Source organism: Mesorhizobium sp. CO1-1-8 (assembly GCF_020164875.1).
Taxonomy (GTDB): Bacteria; Pseudomonadota; Alphaproteobacteria; order Rhizobiales; family Rhizobiaceae; genus Mesorhizobium.
In genome coordinates this window covers 79,044-99,774 of sequence record NZ_JAIUGZ010000020.1, presented here as the reverse complement: position 1 = coordinate 99,774, position 20,731 = coordinate 79,044, and the positions used below count along the sequence as shown (strand labels likewise).

Sequence of the window (20,731 nt, the reverse complement as noted above, 5' to 3'; positions counted from 1 at the left end):
CCCAGCCTCCGTTCGCTGAAGATCAAACCGGACAACTCACGTGCTACCTAATCCGGACAACTCGTGTGCTTACGACACACGGCCAGCACTTCATTGACAAGCCGCGGTGAACTGGCTAGAAGCCCGCCCGCATGAGACGGGCTAGATGCCCGCATGCGGATGGTCCGTCACGACGTTGGCCTCGGGACGGTCAAAGGGCGGCTTGTGATCAACCGGAAAGTTTGGATTTAAAATCGGCGCAAGTGACGCCGCAAAGCTTGTGCGCACGGATCACGAGTATAAACTCGGGCCAGTTTGAAGCCTGAGCAAGGAAGGTCAGTTTTCAGATGAATCTGCGCATATCGGGAAAACACATGGACATCGGCGATGCGTTTCGAACACGCATCAACGATCGTGTCGGCGAAGCGATCGGCAAATATTTCGATCGCGGCTTTGCAGGACATGTCACAGTCATCAAATCGGGCTCGCGCTATTCGGCGGACTGCATGATCCGGCTGGATTCCGGCGCTTCGCTGCAGGCCACCGGCGATGCACAGGATCCGACGCTTGCCTTCGAGGCGGCGGCGGACCGTCTGGAAACCCGCCTGAGACGCTACAAGCGCCGGCTGAAATCGCACAATTCGGGCGCCGCCAACGGTCAACCGACCGACATAGCCTACACGGTTATGGCGCCGCTTGCCGATGACGACGAGGACATTCCGGAGAATTTCGCGCCGGCCATCGTCGCCGAATCAACCATGACGCTGAAGACCATGTCAGTGGCGTCGGCGGTCATCGAACTCGACACCAAGGACAGCCCGGTCTTCGTCTTCCGCAACGCGGGAACCGACCATCTCAACATCGTTTATCGCCGACCCGATGGAAATATCGGCTGGATCGACCCGTCGACGACCAAGGTCGCACAAGCGTGACGACAGAGGTCGCGCGGTGACGACAACGGTCGCACGGTGACGACAGAGGTCGCACGGCAATAAGAGCCGGCCACACGAGGGGTGGGACTGGTGACGGCAGGCGAACAAGGGATTTTCAAGCATGGATCTGAGCGATCTTATCAACGTTCCGGCGATATTGCCGGCGTTGAAGGCGAACTCCAAGAAGCAGCTGCTGCAATTGCTGTCCGAACGGGCAGCGGCGATTTCCGGCATTCCGGAGCGGGAGGTGTTCGACACCATCCTGCAGCGTGAGCGGCTGGGTTCGACCGGCGTCGGCAACGGCATCGCCATCCCGCACGGCAAGCTGGCCGGGGTGAAGCGCATCGCCGGTGTTTTCGCCCGGCTGGAGACGCCTGTCGATTTCGAATCGCTGGACGATCAGCCCGTCGATCTGGTGTTTCTGCTGCTGGCGCCGGAAGGGGCGGGCGCCGATCACCTTAAGGCACTGTCGCGCATCGCGCGGGTGCTGCGCGACGCCGACACGGTGGCCAAGATCAGGGGTACGCGCGACGCCGCGGCTATCCACGCGCTTTTATCGGACACCCAGGCCTCGCACGCGGCCTGATATTCTGGATTCAGACAATCTCAAGGGCCGCCATGGGCGGCCCTTTTCCGTTTCAGCCGGAATCGCTCTCAGTGAATGGCGACCGTGGTCAGGTCGTTTTCCATGGCACCGGCCAGAGCGCGGTCACGCGCATCGGAAAGCAGGATCGGCTGGCCATTGGCGGCAAACAAGGCCCACAGTTCCATGCCGGGGGCGATTTCGCCGAGATTGGGGAAACGGCCGAGCAATTCGTCGCTCGAGACCTTTCTGAGATAAGCGACCGAGCCCTCGCCGAGATGAGCGAATTCGCCATTGGTCATGGTGATATTTTCAGTTCTGGTCATTTCAAAGCCTCCTTGGCGCGAGGACGCCGCTCAAGGCCATCCCGCATGAGAGCCATTTAAGTCTGCTGCATCGTGCTTTCGGAAAATCGGAACCGATTTCCGGCCGATGCAGTCGTAAAGATCAGTCTTTCACCGATATGTTTATTTTCCGTACCAGCCGTTCGGACTCCGGCCGATCGAGGTCGATTGCCAAAAGGCCGTTCTTCAACTCCGCCGCGATCACCCGCATGCCGTCGGCCAGCACGAAACAGCGCTGGAACTGGCGTGCGGCGATGCCGCGATGAAGAAATTCGCGCTCGGTGTCGTCGGTTTGACGGCCGCGCACGACCAGCTGGTTTTCCTCCGTGGTGACATCGAGATCGCTTTCGGCGAAACCGGCGACCGCCAATGTAATGCGCAACCTTTCGGTCTTGCCGTCGGCGCCGCTGAGGCGTTCGATGTTGTAGGGAGGATAGCTGTCACCCGATTTCGCCAGGCGTTCCAGGGTCTTTTCCATGGCGTCGAAACCAAGAAGAAGCGGGCTGGAAAAGGGCGTCATTCGGCTCATGTTACACTGTCCTCTCAAGAGCGACATAAAGTGGAAAAACCCAGATGGCATTTTTCCCGATGGCCTTGATATGGTCCGCCCCGCGACCAAGTTCAAGCCGTCTACAGACCCGCCCAAAAAGACCAGGCCGTGGACTCACAGGAATGACCGACATGGCGCTTGAAACGGGGAGCAGATGCAACGAGAAGCGCGCAGGTCGGGATGGTCTTCCCCGGTCGAGCGGTTCGACCTTGGCAGCTCGCGGCCGATTCGGCGTCATTTGGATATTTCGATCGGATCGGTGCAAGCCCACGACCTCGCCAAACAAGGAATTGAAATGCCCCAGTCACGCAAGATCATCATCGACACGGATCCCGGCCAGGATGATGCCGTCGCCATATTGCTGGCGCTCGGCAGCTCCGAACTGGAGATCGTCGGCATATCAGCCGTTGCCGGCAACGTGCCGCTGAAGCTTACCGAAAAGAATGCCCGCAAGATCTGCGAGCTGGCCGGCCGCCCGGACATCAAGGTCTATGCCGGGGCTATCCGGCCCCTGATGCGCGAATTGGTCACCGCTGAAGAAGTGCATGGCCAGACCGGTCTCAACGGACCGCAATTGCCCGAACCGACGATGAAGCTGCAGGACCAGTACGCGGTCGATTTCATTGTCGAGACGCTGATGAACGAAGAAAGCGGCATGATCACGCTTTGCGCGCTCGGGCCGCTCACCAATATTGCGCTGGCGCTGATCCGCGAGCCGCGCATCGCACCACGCATCAAGGAAATCGTGCTGATGGGCGGCGGCTTCTTCGAAGGCGGCAATGTCACCCCGACCGCCGAATTCAACATCTATGTCGATCCGCAGGCCGCCGACGTCGTGCTCAAATCCGGCATTCCGATCGTGATGATGCCGCTCGATGTCACCCACAAGGCGCTGACCACCGCCAAGCGCACGCAGGCCTTCCGCACACTGGGCACCAGGGTCGGCACCGCCACCGCGGAGATGCTGGAGTTCTTCGAGCGCTTCGACGAGGAGAAGTACGGTACCGATGGTGGCCCGCTGCACGACCCTTGCGTCATCGCCTATCTGTTGAAGCCGGACCTGTTCAAGGGCCGCAACTGCAACGTCAGCGTGGAAACCGCGTCGGAACTGACCATGGGCATGACCGTGATCGACTGGTGGGGCGTCACCAAACGGCCGAAGAATGCCATGGTGATGCGCGACATCGACCATGACGGATTTTTCGCCTTGCTGGTGGAAAGGCTGGGGCGGCTTTAGGTTCTTCCTTCTCCCCGTTCACGGGGAGAAGGTCCCGGCACGGGGATGAGGGGCGGCACGAACGTTGACATTTTGTCTCTAACCCCGGCGCTGCCCCTCACCCGATCGCTTCGCGACTACCTCTCCCCGTAAACGGGGCGAGGGAAGAGGCGCTTACTTCGACCGCGAAAAGGCCAGCCACAGGCCGCCGCCGACCATGAAGCTGCCGCTGATCCTCGACAAAAGTTTTATGCGGCTGGCCGACAGCAGGCGCCCGGCGCGACCGGCGGCCAGCGCGTAGGTCGAATCCGAGAAGGCGGCGAAGATCATCACGGTCAGGCCCATGATGGCGATCTGCAGCGAGTAGTTGCCTTGCGGCGAAATGAACTGCGGAAAGAAGGCACCGAAGAAAATCAGCGTCTTGGGATTGCTGAGCGCCACCAGCAGGCCCTGCAGGAAGAAGCCGCCGCGCGGCTTTCTCGCTGTTCCATCGGGGTTCAGCGTGCCTTTGGAGCGGAACATCTGCACGCCCATCCAGATCAGATAGGCGGCGCCGATCAGCCGCACCCATTCGAACCAATGGCCCATGCCTGCGATCAGCGTATTGAGGCCGATGCCGACGATGGCGATCATCACGGCAAGTCCGGCCTGCGTACCGGCGACATTGGCGAGACCGGCGCGTGAGCCATGGCGGATGCTGTTGGCGATGATCAGCGTGACCGTCGGGCCGGGCACCAGGATGATGACGATGCAAGCGAGGACATAGGCGGCGTAGAGTTCCAGCGACATGATTTTCCCCAGGAATACCGCCGAGGCGGCGCGGCTGAGGATAATCAATGCATAGCAGCGCAGCCGGTGCAAGCCGCTACCTAGCGCCCGCCCGGTCTATGCGCCTGCCTGCCAGGGCAGCGTTGCCTCATAGGCGGCCGCCGCCTTCAACACCGCGAGGTCGCCGCGCGGCCGGCCGATCAACTGCATGCCCATCGGCCGGCCCTTGTCGTCGAAGCCGACAGGTACGTTGACCGCCGGACAGCCGCCCAGCGTGGCAAGTGCGGAAACCTGCATCCAGCGGTGGTAGCTGTCCATCGCTCGTCCGGCGACCTCGCGCGGCCAATGCGAGCTTACATCGAAGGGGAAGACCTGCGCGGTCGGCAACGCGATGAGGTCGAAGCGGTCGAAGAGGGACAGCAGCGTCCGATGCCAGGAGGTGCGGATGACCGAAGCCGCGCGAATCTGCGGCGCCGTCAGCCGCATTGCGTTCTCCACTTCCCAGATGGCTTCCGGCTTGAGCAGGCCGCGCTTCGCGGGATCGTCATAGTGGGTTTTGAGCGCGCAGCCGCTGCTGGCCTGGCGCAGCGTCACGAAGGCCTGCCACAGCGCTTCGAAATCGAAATCCGGCAGCAGGGGTTCGGTCGTGAAGGATGCTTTCACAAAACGGCCAAGTGCCGCCTCGCACAGGTCGAGAATGCCTGTTTCAACCGGCAGATGACCGCCGAGGTCACCGAGCCAGGCGATGCGGCCACCAGTTGCGGGTATTCCAAGCCCTTCGAGGAACGAGCCGGGTTTCTCGTAGGACAATGGCGCGTGCGGGTGGTAACCGGCCTGCACATCGAGCAGCAGCGCCATGTCACGGACGTTGCGGCCCATCGGCCCGTCGACGCCCATCTGCGCATGGAAGACTTCGAAATCGGGTCCGCCGGGAACAAGTCCTTGCGACGGGCGGAAGCCAAAAACATTGTTCCAGGCGGCCGGGTTGCGCAGCGAGCCGCCGAAGTCGCTGCCATCGGCGACGGGCACCATATCGAGGGCCAGCGCCACCGCCGCGCCGCCGCTCGAGCCGCCGGCGGTCAGGGCCGGATCGAAGGCGTTCAGCGTCGGCCCGAACACGGCGTTGTAGGTGTTGGAGCCGAGCCCGAATTCGGGGACGTTGGTTTTGCCGATGATGATGGCGCCGGCATTGCGGATACGCTCGACGAAGAAATCGTCTTCCTGCGGCACGAAATCGGCGAAGATCGGCGAGCCGAAGGAGGTCCTGAGGCCCGTGGTCGAGGCGAGATCCTTGATGGCGATGGGGAGGCCGAAGAGCGGACCCACCGCTTCGGCTCGCGACAGGCTGGCATCGGCCGTATCGGCTTCGCGCAGGATATCGGCGCGATCGCGCAAGGAGACGATGGCGTTGACCAGCGGATTGACCGCCTCGATGCGGTCGAGGAATGCCGCCACCACCTCGCGTACGGAAAGCTTTCTCTCCCGGATCGCGCTGGCGAGTTCGACAGCGGACAGGCGGCAGATGTCGCTTGCCGGCGGCACGGCATGTTTCGTTTGAGGGCGCAGCATTTTTAACGGGTTTCCTGCAGCGCCTGATCGACGTCTTTGGCCAGCGGGATCGCCGGTTGGGCGCCGGGCTTCAGGCAGGCCAGCGAGCCGGCCGCGCCGGCGCGCGCCAAGGCCTGTTCGAGCGTGTGGCCCGACGACAGGCTGGCGGCGAAATAGCCGCAGAACGTATCGCCGGCGCCGACCGTGTCGACAGGGGTGATCTTGCGTGCCGGAACGGCCAGGAATTCGCTCGGCGTTGCCGCCATCACGCCGTCGCCGCCGAGCGTGACGACGACGGTGCGGCCGGTCTTTCCGGCAAAGTCGCGCATGCGGGCCGCCCGGTCGCGGCCTTGCAGCGACAGCGCTTCACCGTAGAGGTCGAACTCGGTTTCGTTGGCGACGACATAGTCGGCCTTGCCGATAAAGCCGGCTGCCTGCCCCTGGAAAGGCGCCGTGTTGAGCACGGTGATGGCCCCGGCCGCCCTTGCCTGGTCGAGGGCGGCATCGACGGTGGCCAGCGGAATCTCATTTTGCAGCAGCACGACGTCGCCTTTTTTCAGAAAGGCCTTGGAGAGATCGCCTGGCACCACGGAAGCGTTGGCGCCCGGCACCACGGCGATGATGTTCTCGCCGTCGTCGGCGACCATGATCAGTGCCGTGCCGGTCGAGGCGTGAGTCTCGGCAACGCCGGACAGGTCCACCTTGCCGTCGCGCAGCAATGCCAGTGCTTCGGCGGCGAAGCTGTCCCTGCCGACGGCGCCGACCATGCGCACCGAGGCGCCGGCGCGTGCGGCGGCCAGTGCCTGGTTGGCGCCCTTGCCCCCAGGCGCGGTGGCGAAGGCCGAGCCGCCCACCGTCTCGCCGGGGCTCGGCAAGCGGTCGACCTTGGCGATAAGGTCGAGGTTAATCGAGCCGATGACGATAATCAAGTAAGCCTCCTGGCAACGCATTCAAACATCGGAGCATCCTTCGTGCGTCCGGGCGCACGCAGGCCGTTCCGATTGCGCGGAAGCTAACCTGTAAGACCCCGGCTTGCCAGACCATGCGCATGGGCCAGCCCGATTTGGAATATCGTGGCCTTATTCGCAGCGCACGGTGACCGTGCCCTGATAGTTGCCGGCGGGAAAGATACCGCTCGACCTGGTGGCGGTGAGATCGACCTGCATGGTGTGGGTGCCGTTGGCAACCCTCTGCGGCACACTTCCGTTGACATCGGCCCCCGAGCCATCGAGGCGGAAGACCGAGTCGAAGGTCACGTTGGTGCCGCCGCCGCTCGGCGCGGATGAGAACGCGGCAGGCGCCGGCGCCGAAACCGAATAGCAATCAAGCAGGTTAAGTATCGAGCACAACAGGGAGCTTGCCACCACGGTGGCGCTGGCGCTCGATCCGCCTGCCTGTTTGGAACCAAGTATGCTGATGGCGGGATTGGCCTTCATCGTTCCGGACGCCCCGACCATGATGGTGCAGGTACCAATGATCGCTGCCTGCACCGGAAGGCAAAAGCCGGCAAGTGCTGCCATCGCAAGCAGCGCGCTGCTACTGCTTCTTCTTTTTCTTGCCATCGCCATTTCCGGTCCTGATGCTCCAGCCTTCGTTGGCCCACCCCGGTGACGCGGTCGTGGGAGCGCTGGCGGCGATGCTCGCCGTCTGGCCATCGGCGCCAAGGCCCATTTTGAGGAGTTTCAGCTCCAGCTGCAGGCGCTCGACCTCAAGCTCATAGAGACGGCTGCAATCGACGCGCTTCGGCGTACGCCCGATCGGGATCACCACCCGACCATAGGTGGCAACGCTGTTGTCCGACTGGCTGTTGCCTCTGATAACGCCGAGATCGAGATAGGCGCCGGAACCGGAGACGGCCGAACGGCAAGTGGTGCCGTCCGCGGCATGGACCTCGTCCTGGCCCTGGGGCAAGGTGACGCCGGGCAGGTTGAAGCCGCTCTCGTTCTGGTTGAGGTTGTAGACGTCCTCGGCTCCGGCCGGCAAGGCACCCGCCCAAGCAGCCGCGAGCGCCAGTGTCAGGACTTGCGGCGCCCAAAAAACTTTCCGCATATCTGTGCCTTTATCTGCGTCTGTTGATTGGGAAAGGGGATGCTTTCGGTACAGATACGCACTTTACGCTCGGCAGCGGCGCCAAAAGGTACAACCACAAGGACAGACCGGGAGGCCTGGGAAGCCAGCTGGAAGACATTTGGAGAGATTCTGGCGTCTACCGGCTGAAAATCCTGATCGTAGACGTGGATTTCGACCCGGATCTTCCGGGCGTAGGGATTGGCGGGGAAGACGCGAACCGCGAAGACGTCGGTGAAGCTGTTGATCTCGCCACGCATCGGCGACATCGATTGGGCCTTGGCGGCAATGGGCGCCAATCCGACGGCCAATGCCGTCGCGAGGATTCGAGCATGTTTCAACGACCCCTCCTTCGCTGCGCGTCATTCGCAGCGCAGCGTTACGGTTGCCTGATAATTGCCGTTGGCGAAGCGATTGCTGCCGCCTTTGGTTCCTGCAAGGTGAACCGAGACGAGATCGGCGCCGGGTGTGGTGATGCTGGTCGCCGAGCCGGTCTCGACGATGGAATGCGCGCCGGCGGCGGAGTAGGTGGGCGTCCAGGTCGTCGACGTGCTGTCGGCGGATGGCACCGTCATGGTGGTGACCGGGTCGACACTCAGCGACACACCTCCGGTCGTCGTCAGCGTCACGGTTCCGGCCGAGCCGCCGCTGTTGTGGGAACTGAGGGACTGGAGATCGGGACTGGCCGTCATCGTACCGTTGGTGGCAACGACAAGCGTGCAGGTGGGCGCGATCGTGCCGTTGAAGATGACATTCTGCGTCGTGGCCAACGCGGCCTCGTCGATGCTGGCAACCAGCAGAGCTGCGCCGCAGGCGGCGCGAAACCATGTCATCGGGACCTCCTATCAAGCCGGATCCTCCGGATTAATATGAGGCATCATCACTTTATCGTGGTTAATTTAGAGTTACCTAAAATAGCGGCCAAAAATAACAAATATAGGAACCGGAGGTTGCCTTCGGTTGCAACGGCGGAAATCACAGTGTAAATCGAGCTTATACTTAATAACGCCGATATACTCGTGTTTTTCTTCACAATATTGCGTAAAATCGATATTATGATACCTGCCCGGCTTCCCAGCCCAGAATGGCGCGCTTGCGGGTCAGGCCCCAATGATAACCGGTGAGGTCGCCTGATTTACCGATGGCGCGGTGACAAGGCACCACGAAAGAGAGCGGATTGGCGCCGTTGGCCGCACCGACCGCCCGGCTGGCGGACGGTGCGCCGATGCTGGCCGCAATCGAGGAATAGGTGCGGGCCTTCCCCATCGGGATCTTGAGCAGCGCCTCCCAGACGCGAACTTGGAAGTCTGTGCCGATCATGACGACATGCAGCGGCTGGTCGGGGCGCCACAGCGTCGGATCGAAGATACGGGCAGCATAGGGGCCGGTAGCGTTCATGTCCTCGACATAGATGGCGTTCGGCCAGCGGCTGGACATGTCGGCGAAGGCGGCGCGTTCCTCGCCGGGGTCACTGAAGGCGAGGCCGGCAAGCCCGCGCTCGGTGGCCATGGTCAGGGCGGTGCCGAACGGCGAGGAATGGAAGCCGTAGCGGATTGTGAGCCCGGCGCCGCGCGTCTTGTAGTCGCCCGGCGACATCGCCTCATGCGTGACGAACAGGTCATGCAGCCGGCCCGGGCCGGACATGCCCAGTTCGAACGAGGTCTCGAGCAGCGGCATGCCGGAATCGAGCAGCCTGCGCGCATGGTCCAGTGTCACCGCCTGCAGGAAGGCTTTAGGCGACAGGCCGGCCCAGCGGGTGAAGAGTTTTTGCAAGCCGGTCGGCGTCTCGCCGACTTCCTCGGCCAGCTCTTCGAGGGAAGGCTGATCACGATAGTCGAGACTGATCTTCTCGATGGCACGGCGCACGATTTCGTAGTCGCTGCCTTCAGGCGTGATGTCCTTTTTGAGGACTGCGGTGTGGGTGCTCATGGAACTGTCTCCTTGAGCCGGAATATCGCCCCTCGGGGCGTCGATCGCCACCCGAAACTTGCCTTCTTGCGGCGCATACCCAGATAGACTCCGATTTCGAGCCCAGGAGTCGCTCATGGCCGGCGAAAAAGTAGATCTCACCGGGGCAAAAGAGACCTTGCTGATGACGCTCTACGGCAAGGCGCTGGAGAGCAGGTTGCCGGATTCGCTGCTCGGGGATCATTTCGCCGACGGGGCGGTTCGCAAGATCGACTATGATTTCTCCCGGCTCAAGGTTGACGACAATCTCGGCGTCGGCCTAGCGATCCGGGCAAAGACGCTGGACGTCCGCGTCGAGGACTTTCTCGCCAGAAATCCCGACGCTATCGTGCTGCATCTGGGTTGCGGGCTCGATACGCGTATCTTCCGTGTCGATCCACCACAAGGCGTGGACTGGTACGATGTCGACTACCCAGAGGTCATCGAACTCAGGCGCAAGCTTTACCCGTTGCGCGACCATTACCACCTGATCGGTTCGTCGCTGACCGAACCGGATTGGCTGGCTGAAGTGCCGCGCAATCGCCCGGCCATCGTGGTGGCGGAAGGACTGACGCCCTATCTCCCAGCAGAAGAGGGGCCACGCCTGTTAGCGCGGCTCGTCTCGCATCTTGCCAGCGGCGAGCTGATCTTCGACGCCTACAGCCGTTTCGGCCTGAAGCTGCTTCGCCTCAATCCGACCATCAAGGCGACGGGCGCCGAGGTCCACTGGGCCATCGACGATCCGCACGAACTGGAGTTGGCGGTTCCGAAGTTGCGATTCGTTGAGGACATCTCGGCTTACAAGCTTGAACACGCCGCCCGTGTGGGCTGGTCCGCGAAGCTGTTCATCCGGCTGTGGCGACATATTCCTGCATTGCGAAAGATCGGCAGGCTTTTGCGCTATCGGTTTTGAGACGTCCTGTTTGTTTGGCGCAATTCCCTAGAGAAAGCGCTGCGCTTTTCCCGGAAAACCGCTTCACACTTTTCCCGGAATTGCTTCTAGCGCGTCTTGGCGGTCGCCAGCGCGCGTGAAAAAGCCGTGGCAAAACTCTCGCGGGAATCGGGGTCCAGGAAGGATCCGATCGGCACGTTCTGGCCTTCGCCTTCCACCCTCATCCCTGTGATGCCGATCTCGGCGTGGCGGGCCACCGAAAACCGCGCCCAGAACGGATTGAAGCGATGCGCTTCCGATTTCCCCGAGGGGGCTGTCTTGCGGATGTCGAGGCTGGTGCGCGAGACCGAGACTTCTTCGCGGGCGCGAGCGGCACGATAGTTGACGCGAAAGGCGATGTAGACGGCGGCCACGTCGAGGCCGAAGAAGCCAAACACCGGCCAGGCGCCGCGCGACAGGAAAAACGCGCCTGTCACCAGCCAGCCGAACAGCAGCGCGCCCATCAGGACGAAGAAGCCTGTCCGGCCCAGAGACCGGTGCGGGGTGAGTAGCGCCTGAAAGAATGGCTCGTCGGCCTGAAAGGAGGCGTTTGTGTCGCTCATGAGGGGATATTATAGGAGGGAAATGGCAAGCCCCAAGTCCAAAGATTCTTCCCTGTCCAAAAAAGAGGTGTTGCCCGCACGACGCGATGGCTCGAACGCAAAGCCGCGCCCGCGGCCGGCGCGAAGCGCGTCACGCTACAGCCCGGCCGAAGTGAGCGAGATATTCCGACGTTTTTCCGTCCAGCGGCCCGAGCCGAAGGGTGAGCTCGAACATGTCAACGCCTTCACGCTGCTGGTCGCGGTGGTGCTGTCGGCGCAAGCGACGGATGCAGGGGTCAACAAGGCGACGCGGGCGTTGTTCAAGGCCGCCGATACGCCGCACAAGATGCTGGCGCTGGGGGAGGCAAGGGTCGGCGAATATATCCGCACCATCGGGCTGTGGCGCAACAAGGCGAAGAATGTGATTGCTCTGTCGCAGACGCTGATCCGCGACCATGGCGGCGAGGTACCCGATAGTCGCGATGAATTGGTCAAGCTGCCCGGGGTCGGGCGCAAGACCGCCAATGTCGTGCTCAACATGGCCTTCGGCCAGCACACGATGGCGGTCGACACACACATTCTCCGCATCGGCAACCGGCTTGGATTGGCGCCCGGAAAGACGCCGGAACAGGTCGAGCAAGGACTGTTGAAGATCATTCCGGACGAATATATGCGCCATGCACATCACTGGCTGATCCTGCATGGCCGCTACGTCTGCAAGGCGCGCAAGCCGGATTGCCCGGCCTGCGTCATCGCCGACATCTGCAAGGCCGAGGTCAAGACGACCGATGTGCCGGCACCGCTGGTGCCGATCGCACCGCTCGAAATGGCTTCAGCGGTCGATCAGTAGCCGTAGCCGCGCGCCATCGCCGCGGCGAAGACCGGGATGAGCAGGAAGATGAAAGCTTCGGCGCGGACATAGGTCTTCACGGACGCAAGCTCGGTCGCCGGCACCTGGAACGAGGCATTGCCGCTCGCCTGCCTGTTCCAGGATATGAAGCGGACGGTCGGGATGATCGACAGCAAGCCGACAGCGCCGAACGCCGCTATCTTGGCCCAGAACACCCAGTTGTAGACGTAGAATTCCCAGCCCTTGAGGCCATAGAAGACGCGGCCGATGCCGACGACGATGATCAGCGCGGCGATGACGCCGTAATGGCGGTCGATGCCGGCGAGCCTCTTGAGCGTCGCAGCACCCAGGTCGCCGCGGATCAGGACGAATTCGGCGCCGATGATCCCCGCCAGCGAAAACACCAGCAGATGATGGAAGATCGCAAGCACAAGATCGGTGGTGTCCATGCTCTTTCCCCCGGTTTGACGGCACCAATGCGCGCCTGAAAAAGGTCACGCTGGCAGGTGTTGAATCAGCCTGTCGTGAAATTATCACCGTCTCGCAAAATTCCCATAGCGCGCCTGGATGATGGGCCGTGTTGCCCTGGCCCCTTGCGCCGCACCGGCGATTTGCTAAGCGCTGACGATCCGTGCGAGGCAGATCCCATGAACAATCCGCAAGCGACCAGTGCTCCTGTCATCGAAACGAAGCGAACCATCCTGCGGGCACACCGGCTGGACGATTTCGACACCTATGCCGCGATGTGGACCGATCCCGTCGTCACCCGCTTCATCGGCGGCAAGCCGCGCACGCGCGAAGAAAGCTGGATGCGCTTCCTGCGTCACGCCGGCCTGTGGTCGTTGCTCGGCTATGGCTTCTGGGCGATCGAGGAGAAGGCGACCGGGCGCTTCATCGGCGAGGCCGGGTTTCACGATCTCAAGCGCGACATGGAACCATCGATCGAAGGCATTCCCGAGGCCGGGTGGGCGCTGATTCCGGCCGTGCACGGTGCGGGCTTCGCCACCGAGGTGGTTGGCCGCGTCCTGGCGTGGGGCGAAGTGATTTTCGGGCGCGAGAAGACCGTCTGCATCATCGATCCGGAAAACGGCGCTTCGCTGAGGGTGGCTGCCAAGTGCGGTTACCGGGAAGTGGTAAAGACCACCTATCACGACGCTCCGACCATCCTGCTGGCGCGGTGACCTGAGCGGCGCGGTTGACCGCTGCGGGCGCCGGCATGATGGCGCCTGTCGCCAGCAATGATGACGAGGCGGACCGCGCCAAGTACCGCCGTGTGGTTCTGGTCAAATTGAACTGAGCGAGCCTTCCCAACCAGGACGCATTCTACGGCATGGCGTCCGCTGCCAGGCTTGCCTGCTCGAGCATTGAGGCGTCCTCGCCGAAGGCGCGGGTGGCGCGGGCTGCCGCCTCGAGCAGCGGACGCTTCATGCGCTGCAGAAATGCCGCGTCGACGCGCGTGCTGGGCCCGGCCAGCGTCAAAGCGCCGAGCAGGACGCCCCCCGGCCCGAACACCGGCGCCGACACGCCCCCCGTCTCGGGGTCGCGGTCGCCGACGGCGAGACAATTGCAGGTCTTGCGGATGGTCTCGTAGGGTTCGCCCTGCTGGCCCGAAAACGCTGCGAGCACGCGGCCGCCCGAGCCGAGCAGCAAAGGCAATACGTCGCCTTCGCGTATCGTGTAGCGGATCGGGTGCTTGGATTCGACGCGGTATAGACAGGTGCGGACGTCGCCCGAGCGAACATAGAAGGCAACGCTCTCCCAGCTTCGCTCGGAAAGATCGCGCATGATCGGCAGCAGGATATCGACCGCCACGACCGAACGCTGGTAGAGCGCACCGAGCCGAAAGGTCGCGGGTCCGACGCGGTAGCGCCCATTGTCGAGGCGCTCGAGCAATCGTCCGCGCAAAAGTGAATTGGCAAGCCGCAGGATGGTGCTCTTGTAGAGGCCGGTGCGCGCCGCGATCTCGGCCAGGCTGAGCGACCGGTCATCGGTGGTGAAGGCATCGAGAATGGCAATCGCCCGATCGAGTGCCGCAACACCTTCGGTGGACGCGCGGTCGATTTTCGCATCTGCCGATTTGCTTGGCGAGTCCATGGCGGTTCCGGTTTGAAGAAAGCCGAGCGACGCGACTGTGTCGCGCCGCCAAATCGTTCTGTCCAGTAGAATATCGTTTCCGTTGACAGAACTCCGTAACATCTGCTTGAAATCGATGACGGGTCTGGATGCAGGCGCGTTTTGGCGGGCACCGGAGGAGGTGTCGTGATTTGGAGGAATCCCATGCTGAACAGACGCAAGTTTTTGATGAGCACCGCAGCCGTGGGTGCCGGGCTGATGACGTCGCATCTTTCTCCCGCTTTCGCCGAGGGTGCGCCCCAGATACAGCTCTTCGTGCCTGCCGCACCGGGTGGTGGCTGGGACCAGACGGCGCGCACGATTGACCAGGTGCTGCGCAGTGAAAAGCTCATCTCCGGTTCGCAGATCACCAATGTCGGCGGCGCCGGCGGCACTGTCGGGCTGCCGCAATTCATTAGCCAGTGGAACGGCAAAGGCAATTCCCTGATGGTTGCCGGCATGGTCATGGTTGGCGCCATCATTGCCAACAAGGCCGCGAACAACCTGACGCAAGTCACCCCGATCGCCCGCCTCACCGGCGAGTTCGAGGCCCTGGTCGTGCCGGCGGAGTCGCCGTTCAAGACGGCCGCTGATTTCGTCGCCGCGCTCAAGGCCGATCCGACAAAAGTTCCTGTCGCTGGCGGCTCCGCAGGCGGTTCCGATCACATCCTGTTCGGCTTGATTGCCAAGACCGTCGGCGTGCCGGCGACAAACCTGTCCTACGTGCCGTTCGCCGGCGGCGGCGAGGCGTTGTCGGCGCTGCTCGGCAACCAGGTCGCGGCCGGCATCTCCGGCTTTGGCGAGTTCTCCGAGCAGGTCAAGGCGGGCGCGCTGCGGCTGCTCGCCATCTCTGCAGACAAGCGCCAGGACGGCATCGATGCGCCCACGCTGAAGGAGGCCGGCATCGATGTCGAGCTGTTCAACTGGCGCGGCGTCTTCGCACCGCCGGGCATTTCCGACGCCGACAAGGCGGCGATGGTCAAAATGATCGAGGCCATGGCCAAGAGCGATACATGGGCAACCGAGTGCAAAAACCGCAACTGGACGCCCATCCTTTTAACTGGCGACGACTACGCAAAATTCCTTACCGAGGACACGGCCCGCATCACCGCGATCCTCAAGGATCTCGGCCTCGCCTGATGTCTTCAGGGGGCGGTTAGAGTGCCGCCCCTTCCCATTTCGCCTGCCGCATGGACATATGATTGATGCGGCGAAACTGCGGATGCGGCCGGCTGGAGGATGCCGGCCACCTTGGGAGGACACCGATGAGCACCAGCGACCAGCAGGCGGCGCCGTCGCGCCTTGCCGTGCCGGAATTGTTGATCGGCATCGGGCTTCTGGCCTGCGCCGGGGCCGTCGCCTGGCAGACCCTGGCGATCCCGGTGTCGCCGCTCTATTCCAAGGTCGGGCCGACCGTCTTTCCCTATATCACCATGACCGGCATGATCGTGCTTTCGCTGCTGCTCATCGTCGCCGCGCTGCGCGGCGGCTGGCAGCCGGAGGAAGAAAAGGAGACGCCGACCGACTGGAAGGCGATGGGCATCGTCGTTAACGGACTGGTGGCGAACCTGGTGCTGATCCAGCCGCTCGGCTTCACCGCCGCCTCGGTCGTCATGTTCGTTCTGGTCTGCTACGGCTTCGGCAGCAAGCGCACGCTGCGTGACGCAGTGCTCGGTCTGATCCTGGCGCTGGCCGCCTATTTCGGCTTCGCCAGGGCGCTTGGCGTCAACATCGGTGCCGGTTTCATCGAGAACCAGCTGAACACGGTCATCGATGCGTTCATCACCATGTTGAGGGGCTGACGCCATGGAAACGCTCGGACATCTCGCACATGGCTTCTCGGTCGCCTTCACCCCCGTCAACCTTCTGTGGTGCCTGCTTGGCACCACGCTTGGCACCGCCATCGGTGTGTTGCCCGGTCTTGGGCCGGCGCTGACCATCGCGCTGCTTTTGCCGATCACCTATCAGGTGGCGCCGGAGGCATCCTTCATCCTCTTCGCCGGCATCTACTACGGCGCCATGTACGGCGGCTCGACGACGTCGATCCTGCTGAATACGCCGGGCGAAAGCGCCACCATCGTCACCGCGCTGGAAGGCAACAGGATGGCGCGTTCGGGCCGTGGCGGTGCGGCACTCGCCACTTCGGCGATAGGCTCGTTCGTCGCCGGCACCATCGGCACGATGGGCGTCGCTTTCCTGGCGCCGGTGGTGGTCAAGTTCGCGCTGGCCTTCGGCCCGGCCGAATATTTCTCGCTGATGGTGCTGGCCTTCATCACCGTTTCGGCGGTGCTCGGCTCCTCGTCCGTGCGCGGCCTGACCAGCCTGTTCGCAGGCTTCGTCATCGGCATGATCGGCGTCGACCTGCAAACCGGCCAGCCGCGCTTCACCTTCGGCATGACCGAACTGCTCGACGGCGTCGACGTCATCATCGCCGCCGTTGGCCTGTTTGCCGTCGGCGAGACGCTCTACATGGCCTCGCGCCGCTATGCCGGCAAGGACGAGATCGTGCCGCTGAAGGGCTCGCTCTACATGACGGCGGCCGAGTGGGGGCGTTCGTGGAAACCCTGGCTGCGCGGCGCCGCGATCGGCTTCCCGATCGGCGCCATGCCGGCCGGCGGCGCCGAAATCCCGACCTTCCTGTCCTATGCCATCGAAAAGAAGCTGTCGAAGCACAAGGAGGAGTTCGGCACGGTCGGCGCCATCGAGGGCGTTGCCGGCCCGGAAGCCGCCAACAATGCGTCCGCAGCCGGCGTGCTGGTGCCGATGCTGACGCTTGGCCTGCCGACCTCGGCGACGGCGGCGATCATGCTGTCGGCGTTCCAGAGCTACGGCATAAACCCCGGACCGCTGCTTCTGACGACCCAAGGCGACCTCGTCTGGGGATTGATCGCCAGCCTGTTCATCGCCAACGTCATCCTGGTCATTCTCAACCTGCCGCTGATCGGCCTGTGGGTGCGGCTGCTGAAAATTCCGGCGCCGCAGCTCTATGCCGGCATTCTGGTGTTCGCCACGGTCGGCACCTATGGCATTTCGCAATCGCCCATCGACCTCGTCATCCTCTATCTCCTGGGGGCCGCCGGTTTCCTGATGCGGCGGTTCGATTTCCCGACCGCGCCTGTCATCATCGGTATGATCCTCGGGCCGCTCGCCGAAACCCAGTTCCGCCGGGCGATGACCATCTCGAATGGCGATTGGTCGGTGTTTTACACCCACAAGCTGTCGCTGACGCTGCTGACGCTCGCCTTCATCGGCCTCGCCGGCCCGCATATCTGGGCCTTCATCGAGCATCGGCGTCGGCGTGGGCCGGAGCATGTGCCCGGCGATGCCTGATCGACCCGTGATGCCATGACACCACTGCTTTCCGGTATTCGCGTCCTCGACCTGACCAATGTGCTGGCCGGTCCCTACTGTGCCTATCAGCTGGCGCTGCTTGGCGCCGACGTGATCAAGGTCGAGGCGCCGCAAGGCGGTGACCTGGCGCGCCAGCTCGGCGGCTCGCCAACGCTGAACAGCGCCGGCATGGGAGCCTCGTTCCTGGCGCAGAACGCCGGCAAACGGTCGGTTGTGCTCGACCTCAAGAAGCAAGCCGATCGCGAGCGCTTTTTCGATCTGGTGGCCAGCGCCGACGCTCTGGTCGAGAATTTCCGCCCCGGCGTGATGGATCGGCTGGGGCTTGGCTACGAGGCGCTGAAGACGGTCCGTCCGGGCCTCGTCTACTGCGCGATATCGGGTTTCGGCCAGACCGGGCCAATGCGCGACAATCCCGCCTATGACCAGATCATCCAGGGCCTGTCTGGGATCATGAGCATCACCGGCACACCGGAAACGGCGCCGCTGCGGGTCGGTTATCCCGTGGCCGACACGCTTGGCGGACTGGTCGGCGCGTTCGCCATCACCTCGGCGCTGGTGCGGCAGAAGACGAGCGGCGAGGGTGCCTTTCTCGACGTCTCGATGCTCGAATGCACACTTTCCGCACTTGGCTGGCCGGTTTCCAACTATCTGACCGCAGGTATCGACCCCAAGCCGATGGGCAATGAGAACATGACGGCGGCACCCTCCGGTGCATTTCGCACCGGCGACGGGCTCATCAACATCGCCGCCAACAAGCAGGAGCAGTTCGTGGCGCTGTGCCGGCTGATCGGCCGGCCGGAACTGGCTTCCGATGTGCGCTTTGCCGAGCGCGAGACGCGCAAGCGCAACCGTGCGGCGCTTAAAGTCGAGATCGAGGACGCCCTGGTGGGCGCGCCGGCTGCGGCCTGGGAAGAGATGCTCAATCGCGCCGGCGTGCCTGCCGGCAGGGTGCTGACGATCCCGCAAGTGCTGGCCGAGCCGCAAGTCCTCGAGCGCCAGGTGACCGCGAATTTCAACGATGTGGCTGGCATGGACAAGCCGCTGACCGTTCTGCGCGGCGGCTTCATGGTCGATGGCGAGGCGCCCTTGCCGACAAAGCCGCCGCCGGCGCTCGGCGAACATATGGGCGAGGTGTTCGCCGACCTGCCACCCCGCGCCAAGACAAAGGCACGCGCATGAGCGGCACGGAGAAGAAGACGGGCCGTGAGCGCGGCGAGGAATGGTGGCAGACCGACATCATCGAGATGCGGCCTGGTGTCATCCGGCTGCGCGGCTACGAGATCCAGGATCTGATCGGCCGCGTCAGCTTCCCGGCTGTCATCTGGTTGATGCTGCGCGGCGAACTGCCCAGCGAGGATCAGGCAGAGTTGCTCGGTATTGCCTTGGCTGCCGCCGTCGACCACGGACCGCAGGCGCCATCGATCGCCATCGCGCGTATGGCTGCAACCTGCGGCGTCGGTATCAACAGCGCCATGGCCTCGGCCATCAACGTTCTCGGCGACGTGCACGGTGGCGCCGGCGAGCAGGCGCTTTCCTTCTATGGCGACATTGCCGTGGCGATCGATGCCGGGATGACGCTGAATGAAGCGGTCTCGGCGCGGCTCGACCGGTTCTTCGCCGGGGAGAAGGGCTATGTGCCGGGGCTCGGACACCGCTTCCATCCCGTCGACCCGCGCGCTCCGCGCTTGCTGGAACTGACCCGCGAATTTGCCGCACGCGGTGCCGTCAATGGACGTTTCGCCGACATCGCCGATGCGATCGAGGCTGACGTCGCGCGGCGCAAGGGGAAAAAAATACCGCTCAACATCGATGGCGCCACCGCCGTCATCTATGGCGAACTCGGTTTTCCGCCGCCGCTGACGCGCGGGCTTTTCGTGCTGTCGCGCTCGGTCGGCATCCTGGCGCATGCCTGGGAGCAGTCGCAGCAGGCCGAGCGAAACAAGGGGCCGCTGCCGCGCGAGTGGCTGTGGGCCTATACCGGCACGCCGGTGCGGCCGTTTCCCGAAAGCGATGACCCCGGCGAGTGAGGTTTTATGCCTGGTCCACCTGCAAAGGCTGAGGAATCTTCAGCGTCTTCACCAACGTTGAAAGATCCGGCTCGTCGATGAGCATGGCCGCGTCGGCTGGCGCCAGCCAGGCGCGCTGGCGTCGTTTGGCTTCCTGCCAGTCGGCCAGTTCCTCCGTTACCTCGAGCAGATAGACGATGACGTCGACGCGGACAAAGCGATTGGCCAGCCGCTTCCAGTAGGAATAGGTGCCCGCCGGCTGTTTCAGCGTCTTGCCGAGCACGCCGGCTTCCTCCTGCGCCTCGATGGTGGCCGCCTTGCGTCCGCTCTTGCCCTTCATCGGCCAGCCCTTGGGGACGATGAAGCGCCTGGTGGTACGCGACGTGACCAGCATAACCTCGATGTCGCGGTGCGCGGTCAGACGAAAGGGAATAGCCGCCACCTGGCGGATTCTCTCGCCCATCTTTGCCTTGCGTACGGCCTTCTTCTTGGTGGCTGCCATTCGTCAATCCAGTCGATGCAATGCCGCATAGCGCGACAGTGCGTCGTTGCAAAACCAAAACTTTCGCATGTGCCGGAAGACACTCGAAATACATAAGTCGGCTAAATAAACGAAAAAGGCCTTGATGTCAGCGGCAATTGCTCACGGCGGTGGTGCCGATTATCTGGGTCTGGCAGCTTGGTTTGAGCTGCTGCACGACCGGTGGCGGTTGCTGAACGATCTGGCGGTCCTGGGCGCGGTACTGCTGCTGTTGCTGCTGATATTGCTGCCGCTGTATCCTGTTTTGCAGGATTTGCAGGTCGTTCTGCCGGATCAGCGCATTGTTGCCGGTAGCGGAATTGAGCGCTTGCGCGGAAGCCGGCAGGCAAACGCCCGCCAGCACTGCCGTGGCCAGCATTGCCACTGTGAAGATCGTTGATGACCGAAGTGCCGACATCCGCTCATTCCCGCGCAAAAACTCTGTCCACTGATATAGGACGTTTGCGCGGCGATGCCATGGCCAG

Annotated in this window: 26 protein-coding genes; 11 read left to right on the top strand and 15 right to left on the bottom strand. The window is 63.1% G+C overall.

Annotation, left to right across the window (positions count from 1 at the left end):
• The first annotated feature begins 326 nt into the window (after window positions 1-326).
• Window positions 327-911 carry a ribosome hibernation-promoting factor, HPF/YfiA family gene (gene hpf / locus LB558_RS29020; RefSeq protein WP_013529588.1) on the top strand — a complete coding sequence of 195 codons (585 nt, stop codon included), beginning with the start codon at window positions 327-329 and terminating at the stop codon, window positions 909-911.
• A 121-nt stretch (window positions 912-1,032) separates the two neighbouring features.
• Entirely contained in the window at window positions 1,033-1,497 is a 465-nt protein-coding gene (gene ptsN, locus LB558_RS29015; RefSeq protein WP_013529589.1) for a PTS IIA-like nitrogen regulatory protein PtsN, read from the top strand.
• Between the two features lie 68 nt (window positions 1,498-1,565).
• Here the strand turns inward: ptsN and LB558_RS29010 are convergent, their stop codons facing one another.
• Together LB558_RS29010 and LB558_RS29005 are read right to left on the bottom strand one after the other, a co-directional pair.
• Entirely contained in the window at window positions 1,566-1,820 is a 255-nt protein-coding gene (locus LB558_RS29010) for a DUF1150 family protein (protein WP_023760740.1), read from the bottom strand.
• Window positions 1,821-1,941: 121 nt separating this feature from the next.
• Window positions 1,942-2,367, bottom strand: a complete 426-nt coding sequence (locus LB558_RS29005) for an Hsp20 family protein (protein ID WP_013529591.1) — start codon at window positions 2,365-2,367, stop codon at window positions 1,942-1,944.
• A 316-nt stretch (window positions 2,368-2,683) separates the two neighbouring features.
• Here LB558_RS29005 and LB558_RS29000 point away from each other — a divergent pair, with 316 nt between their 5' ends.
• Window positions 2,684-3,625, top strand: a complete 942-nt coding sequence (locus tag LB558_RS29000) for a nucleoside hydrolase (protein WP_224700661.1) — start codon at window positions 2,684-2,686, stop codon at window positions 3,623-3,625.
• Window positions 3,626-3,778: 153 nt separating this feature from the next.
• Here the strand turns inward: LB558_RS29000 and LB558_RS28995 are convergent, their stop codons facing one another.
• From LB558_RS28995 to LB558_RS28960, 8 genes are all read right to left on the bottom strand, one after another.
• Window positions 3,779-4,393 (bottom strand): LysE family translocator, encoded by a 615-nt coding sequence (locus tag LB558_RS28995; protein ID WP_224700660.1) that lies wholly within the window; start codon window positions 4,391-4,393, stop codon window positions 3,779-3,781.
• Window positions 4,394-4,489: 96 nt separating this feature from the next.
• On the bottom strand, window positions 4,490-5,941 hold the full coding sequence (locus LB558_RS28990; protein ID WP_224700659.1) for an amidase: 1,452 nt from the start codon (window positions 5,939-5,941) through the stop codon (window positions 4,490-4,492).
• Between the two features lie 2 nt (window positions 5,942-5,943).
• The gene (locus LB558_RS28985; RefSeq protein WP_224700658.1) at window positions 5,944-6,849 is read right to left on the bottom strand and encodes a ribokinase; all 906 of its coding nucleotides are present in this window, start codon (window positions 6,847-6,849) and stop codon (window positions 5,944-5,946) included.
• A 150-nt stretch (window positions 6,850-6,999) separates the two neighbouring features.
• On the bottom strand, window positions 7,000-7,482 hold the full coding sequence (locus LB558_RS28980; protein WP_224700657.1) for a hypothetical protein: 483 nt from the start codon (window positions 7,480-7,482) through the stop codon (window positions 7,000-7,002).
• Entirely contained in the window at window positions 7,457-7,969 is a 513-nt protein-coding gene (locus LB558_RS28975) for a hypothetical protein (protein ID WP_224700656.1), read from the bottom strand. Before LB558_RS28975 ends, LB558_RS28980 begins: the two co-directional genes overlap by 26 nt.
• Window positions 7,936-8,328, bottom strand: coding sequence for a hypothetical protein (locus tag LB558_RS28970; protein WP_224700655.1), 393 nt, complete (start codon window positions 8,326-8,328; stop codon window positions 7,936-7,938). The genes LB558_RS28975 and LB558_RS28970 overlap by 34 nt, the downstream gene beginning before the upstream one ends.
• Before the next feature lie 21 nt (window positions 8,329-8,349).
• Window positions 8,350-8,820, bottom strand: a complete 471-nt coding sequence (locus tag LB558_RS28965) for a hypothetical protein (RefSeq protein WP_224700654.1) — start codon at window positions 8,818-8,820, stop codon at window positions 8,350-8,352.
• Between the two features lie 220 nt (window positions 8,821-9,040).
• The gene (locus tag LB558_RS28960; protein WP_224700653.1) at window positions 9,041-9,916 is read right to left on the bottom strand and encodes a methylated-DNA--[protein]-cysteine S-methyltransferase; all 876 of its coding nucleotides are present in this window, start codon (window positions 9,914-9,916) and stop codon (window positions 9,041-9,043) included.
• Between the two features lie 115 nt (window positions 9,917-10,031).
• On the opposite strand from LB558_RS28960, the gene LB558_RS28955 reads away from it, so the two are divergent.
• On the top strand, window positions 10,032-10,847 hold the full coding sequence (locus LB558_RS28955) for a class I SAM-dependent methyltransferase (protein WP_224700652.1): 816 nt from the start codon (window positions 10,032-10,034) through the stop codon (window positions 10,845-10,847).
• 86 nt (window positions 10,848-10,933) lie between these two features.
• Here LB558_RS28955 and LB558_RS28950 read toward each other — a convergent pair whose 3' ends face one another.
• Window positions 10,934-11,428, bottom strand: a complete 495-nt coding sequence (locus LB558_RS28950; RefSeq protein WP_224700651.1) for a DUF2244 domain-containing protein — start codon at window positions 11,426-11,428, stop codon at window positions 10,934-10,936.
• A gap of 22 nt (window positions 11,429-11,450) precedes the next feature.
• Here LB558_RS28950 and nth point away from each other — a divergent pair, with 22 nt between their 5' ends.
• Window positions 11,451-12,257 (top strand): endonuclease III, encoded by an 807-nt coding sequence (gene nth, locus LB558_RS28945; RefSeq protein ID WP_224700650.1) that lies wholly within the window; start codon window positions 11,451-11,453, stop codon window positions 12,255-12,257.
• Here the strand turns inward: nth and LB558_RS28940 are convergent.
• Window positions 12,251-12,706 carry a DUF2214 family protein gene (locus LB558_RS28940; RefSeq protein WP_224700649.1) on the bottom strand — a complete coding sequence of 152 codons (456 nt, stop codon included), beginning with the start codon at window positions 12,704-12,706 and terminating at the stop codon, window positions 12,251-12,253. The two genes, nth and LB558_RS28940, sit on opposite strands and share 7 nt — an antisense overlap.
• A 198-nt stretch (window positions 12,707-12,904) precedes the next feature.
• Here LB558_RS28940 and LB558_RS28935 point away from each other — a divergent pair, with 198 nt between their 5' ends.
• A complete protein-coding gene (locus LB558_RS28935; RefSeq protein ID WP_224700648.1) occupies window positions 12,905-13,438 on the top strand; it encodes a GNAT family N-acetyltransferase in 534 nt (177 codons plus the stop codon).
• 142 nt (window positions 13,439-13,580) lie between these two features.
• Here the strand turns inward: LB558_RS28935 and LB558_RS28930 are convergent, their stop codons facing one another.
• Complete coding sequence (locus LB558_RS28930) at window positions 13,581-14,351, bottom strand: IclR family transcriptional regulator (RefSeq protein WP_224700647.1); 771 nt, start codon at window positions 14,349-14,351, stop codon at window positions 13,581-13,583.
• A 183-nt stretch (window positions 14,352-14,534) separates the two neighbouring features.
• Here LB558_RS28930 and LB558_RS28925 point away from each other — a divergent pair, with 183 nt between their 5' ends.
• From LB558_RS28925 to LB558_RS28905, 5 genes are all read left to right on the top strand, one after another.
• Window positions 14,535-15,509 (top strand): Bug family tripartite tricarboxylate transporter substrate binding protein, encoded by a 975-nt coding sequence (locus tag LB558_RS28925; RefSeq protein ID WP_224700646.1) that lies wholly within the window; start codon window positions 14,535-14,537, stop codon window positions 15,507-15,509.
• Between the two features lie 125 nt (window positions 15,510-15,634).
• Window positions 15,635-16,171 (top strand): tripartite tricarboxylate transporter TctB family protein, encoded by a 537-nt coding sequence (locus LB558_RS28920; protein ID WP_224700645.1) that lies wholly within the window; start codon window positions 15,635-15,637, stop codon window positions 16,169-16,171.
• Between the two features lie 4 nt (window positions 16,172-16,175).
• Window positions 16,176-17,699 carry a tripartite tricarboxylate transporter permease gene (locus tag LB558_RS28915; RefSeq protein ID WP_127259888.1) on the top strand — a complete coding sequence of 508 codons (1,524 nt, stop codon included), beginning with the start codon at window positions 16,176-16,178 and terminating at the stop codon, window positions 17,697-17,699.
• A gap of 15 nt (window positions 17,700-17,714) precedes the next feature.
• Window positions 17,715-18,899: a CaiB/BaiF CoA transferase family protein gene (locus LB558_RS28910; RefSeq protein WP_224700644.1), complete on the top strand. Its 1,185-nt coding sequence runs from the start codon at window positions 17,715-17,717 to the stop codon at window positions 18,897-18,899.
• On the top strand, window positions 18,896-19,747 hold the full coding sequence (locus LB558_RS28905) for a citryl-CoA lyase (protein WP_224700643.1): 852 nt from the start codon (window positions 18,896-18,898) through the stop codon (window positions 19,745-19,747). Before LB558_RS28910 ends, LB558_RS28905 begins: the two co-directional genes overlap by 4 nt.
• Before the next feature lie 4 nt (window positions 19,748-19,751).
• Here the strand turns inward: LB558_RS28905 and LB558_RS28900 are convergent, their stop codons facing one another.
• Together LB558_RS28900 and LB558_RS28895 are read right to left on the bottom strand one after the other, a co-directional pair.
• Window positions 19,752-20,228, bottom strand: a complete 477-nt coding sequence (locus tag LB558_RS28900) for an NUDIX hydrolase (RefSeq protein ID WP_224700642.1) — start codon at window positions 20,226-20,228, stop codon at window positions 19,752-19,754.
• A 127-nt stretch (window positions 20,229-20,355) separates the two neighbouring features.
• A complete protein-coding gene (locus tag LB558_RS28895) occupies window positions 20,356-20,664 on the bottom strand; it encodes a hypothetical protein (protein WP_224700641.1) in 309 nt (102 codons plus the stop codon).
• Window positions 20,665-20,731: the final 67 nt, after the last annotated feature.

Excerpts from the sequence above, each read along its gene's own strand:
- hpf (WP_013529588.1), top strand. The coding sequence starts at position 327 with ATGAATCTGCGCATATCGGGAAAACACATGGACATCGGCGATGCGTTT.
- ptsN (WP_013529589.1), top strand. The coding sequence starts at position 1,033 with ATGGATCTGAGCGATCTTATCAACGTTCCGGCGATATTGCCGGCGTTG.
- LB558_RS29010 (WP_023760740.1), bottom strand. The coding sequence starts at position 1,820 with ATGACCAGAACTGAAAATATCACCATGACCAATGGCGAATTCGCTCAT.
- LB558_RS29005 (WP_013529591.1), bottom strand. The coding sequence starts at position 2,367 with ATGAGCCGAATGACGCCCTTTTCCAGCCCGCTTCTTCTTGGTTTCGAC.
- LB558_RS29000 (WP_224700661.1), top strand. The coding sequence starts at position 2,684 with ATGCCCCAGTCACGCAAGATCATCATCGACACGGATCCCGGCCAGGAT.
- LB558_RS28995 (WP_224700660.1), bottom strand. The coding sequence starts at position 4,393 with ATGTCGCTGGAACTCTACGCCGCCTATGTCCTCGCTTGCATCGTCATC.
- LB558_RS28990 (WP_224700659.1), bottom strand. The coding sequence starts at position 5,941 with ATGCTGCGCCCTCAAACGAAACATGCCGTGCCGCCGGCAAGCGACATC.
- LB558_RS28980 (WP_224700657.1), bottom strand. The coding sequence starts at position 7,482 with ATGGCAAGAAAAAGAAGAAGCAGTAGCAGCGCGCTGCTTGCGATGGCA.
- LB558_RS28975 (WP_224700656.1), bottom strand. The coding sequence starts at position 7,969 with ATGCGGAAAGTTTTTTGGGCGCCGCAAGTCCTGACACTGGCGCTCGCG.
- LB558_RS28965 (WP_224700654.1), bottom strand. The coding sequence starts at position 8,820 with ATGACATGGTTTCGCGCCGCCTGCGGCGCAGCTCTGCTGGTTGCCAGC.
- LB558_RS28960 (WP_224700653.1), bottom strand. The coding sequence starts at position 9,916 with ATGAGCACCCACACCGCAGTCCTCAAAAAGGACATCACGCCTGAAGGC.
- LB558_RS28955 (WP_224700652.1), top strand. The coding sequence starts at position 10,032 with ATGGCCGGCGAAAAAGTAGATCTCACCGGGGCAAAAGAGACCTTGCTG.
- LB558_RS28950 (WP_224700651.1), bottom strand. The coding sequence starts at position 11,428 with ATGAGCGACACAAACGCCTCCTTTCAGGCCGACGAGCCATTCTTTCAG.
- nth (WP_224700650.1), top strand. The coding sequence starts at position 11,451 with ATGGCAAGCCCCAAGTCCAAAGATTCTTCCCTGTCCAAAAAAGAGGTG.
- LB558_RS28940 (WP_224700649.1), bottom strand. The coding sequence starts at position 12,706 with ATGGACACCACCGATCTTGTGCTTGCGATCTTCCATCATCTGCTGGTG.
- LB558_RS28935 (WP_224700648.1), top strand. The coding sequence starts at position 12,905 with ATGAACAATCCGCAAGCGACCAGTGCTCCTGTCATCGAAACGAAGCGA.
- LB558_RS28930 (WP_224700647.1), bottom strand. The coding sequence starts at position 14,351 with ATGGACTCGCCAAGCAAATCGGCAGATGCGAAAATCGACCGCGCGTCC.
- LB558_RS28925 (WP_224700646.1), top strand. The coding sequence starts at position 14,535 with ATGCTGAACAGACGCAAGTTTTTGATGAGCACCGCAGCCGTGGGTGCC.
- LB558_RS28920 (WP_224700645.1), top strand. The coding sequence starts at position 15,635 with ATGAGCACCAGCGACCAGCAGGCGGCGCCGTCGCGCCTTGCCGTGCCG.
- LB558_RS28915 (WP_127259888.1), top strand. The coding sequence starts at position 16,176 with ATGGAAACGCTCGGACATCTCGCACATGGCTTCTCGGTCGCCTTCACC.
- LB558_RS28910 (WP_224700644.1), top strand. The coding sequence starts at position 17,715 with ATGACACCACTGCTTTCCGGTATTCGCGTCCTCGACCTGACCAATGTG.
- LB558_RS28905 (WP_224700643.1), top strand. The coding sequence starts at position 18,896 with ATGAGCGGCACGGAGAAGAAGACGGGCCGTGAGCGCGGCGAGGAATGG.
- LB558_RS28900 (WP_224700642.1), bottom strand. The coding sequence starts at position 20,228 with ATGGCAGCCACCAAGAAGAAGGCCGTACGCAAGGCAAAGATGGGCGAG.
- LB558_RS28895 (WP_224700641.1), bottom strand. The coding sequence starts at position 20,664 with ATGTCGGCACTTCGGTCATCAACGATCTTCACAGTGGCAATGCTGGCC.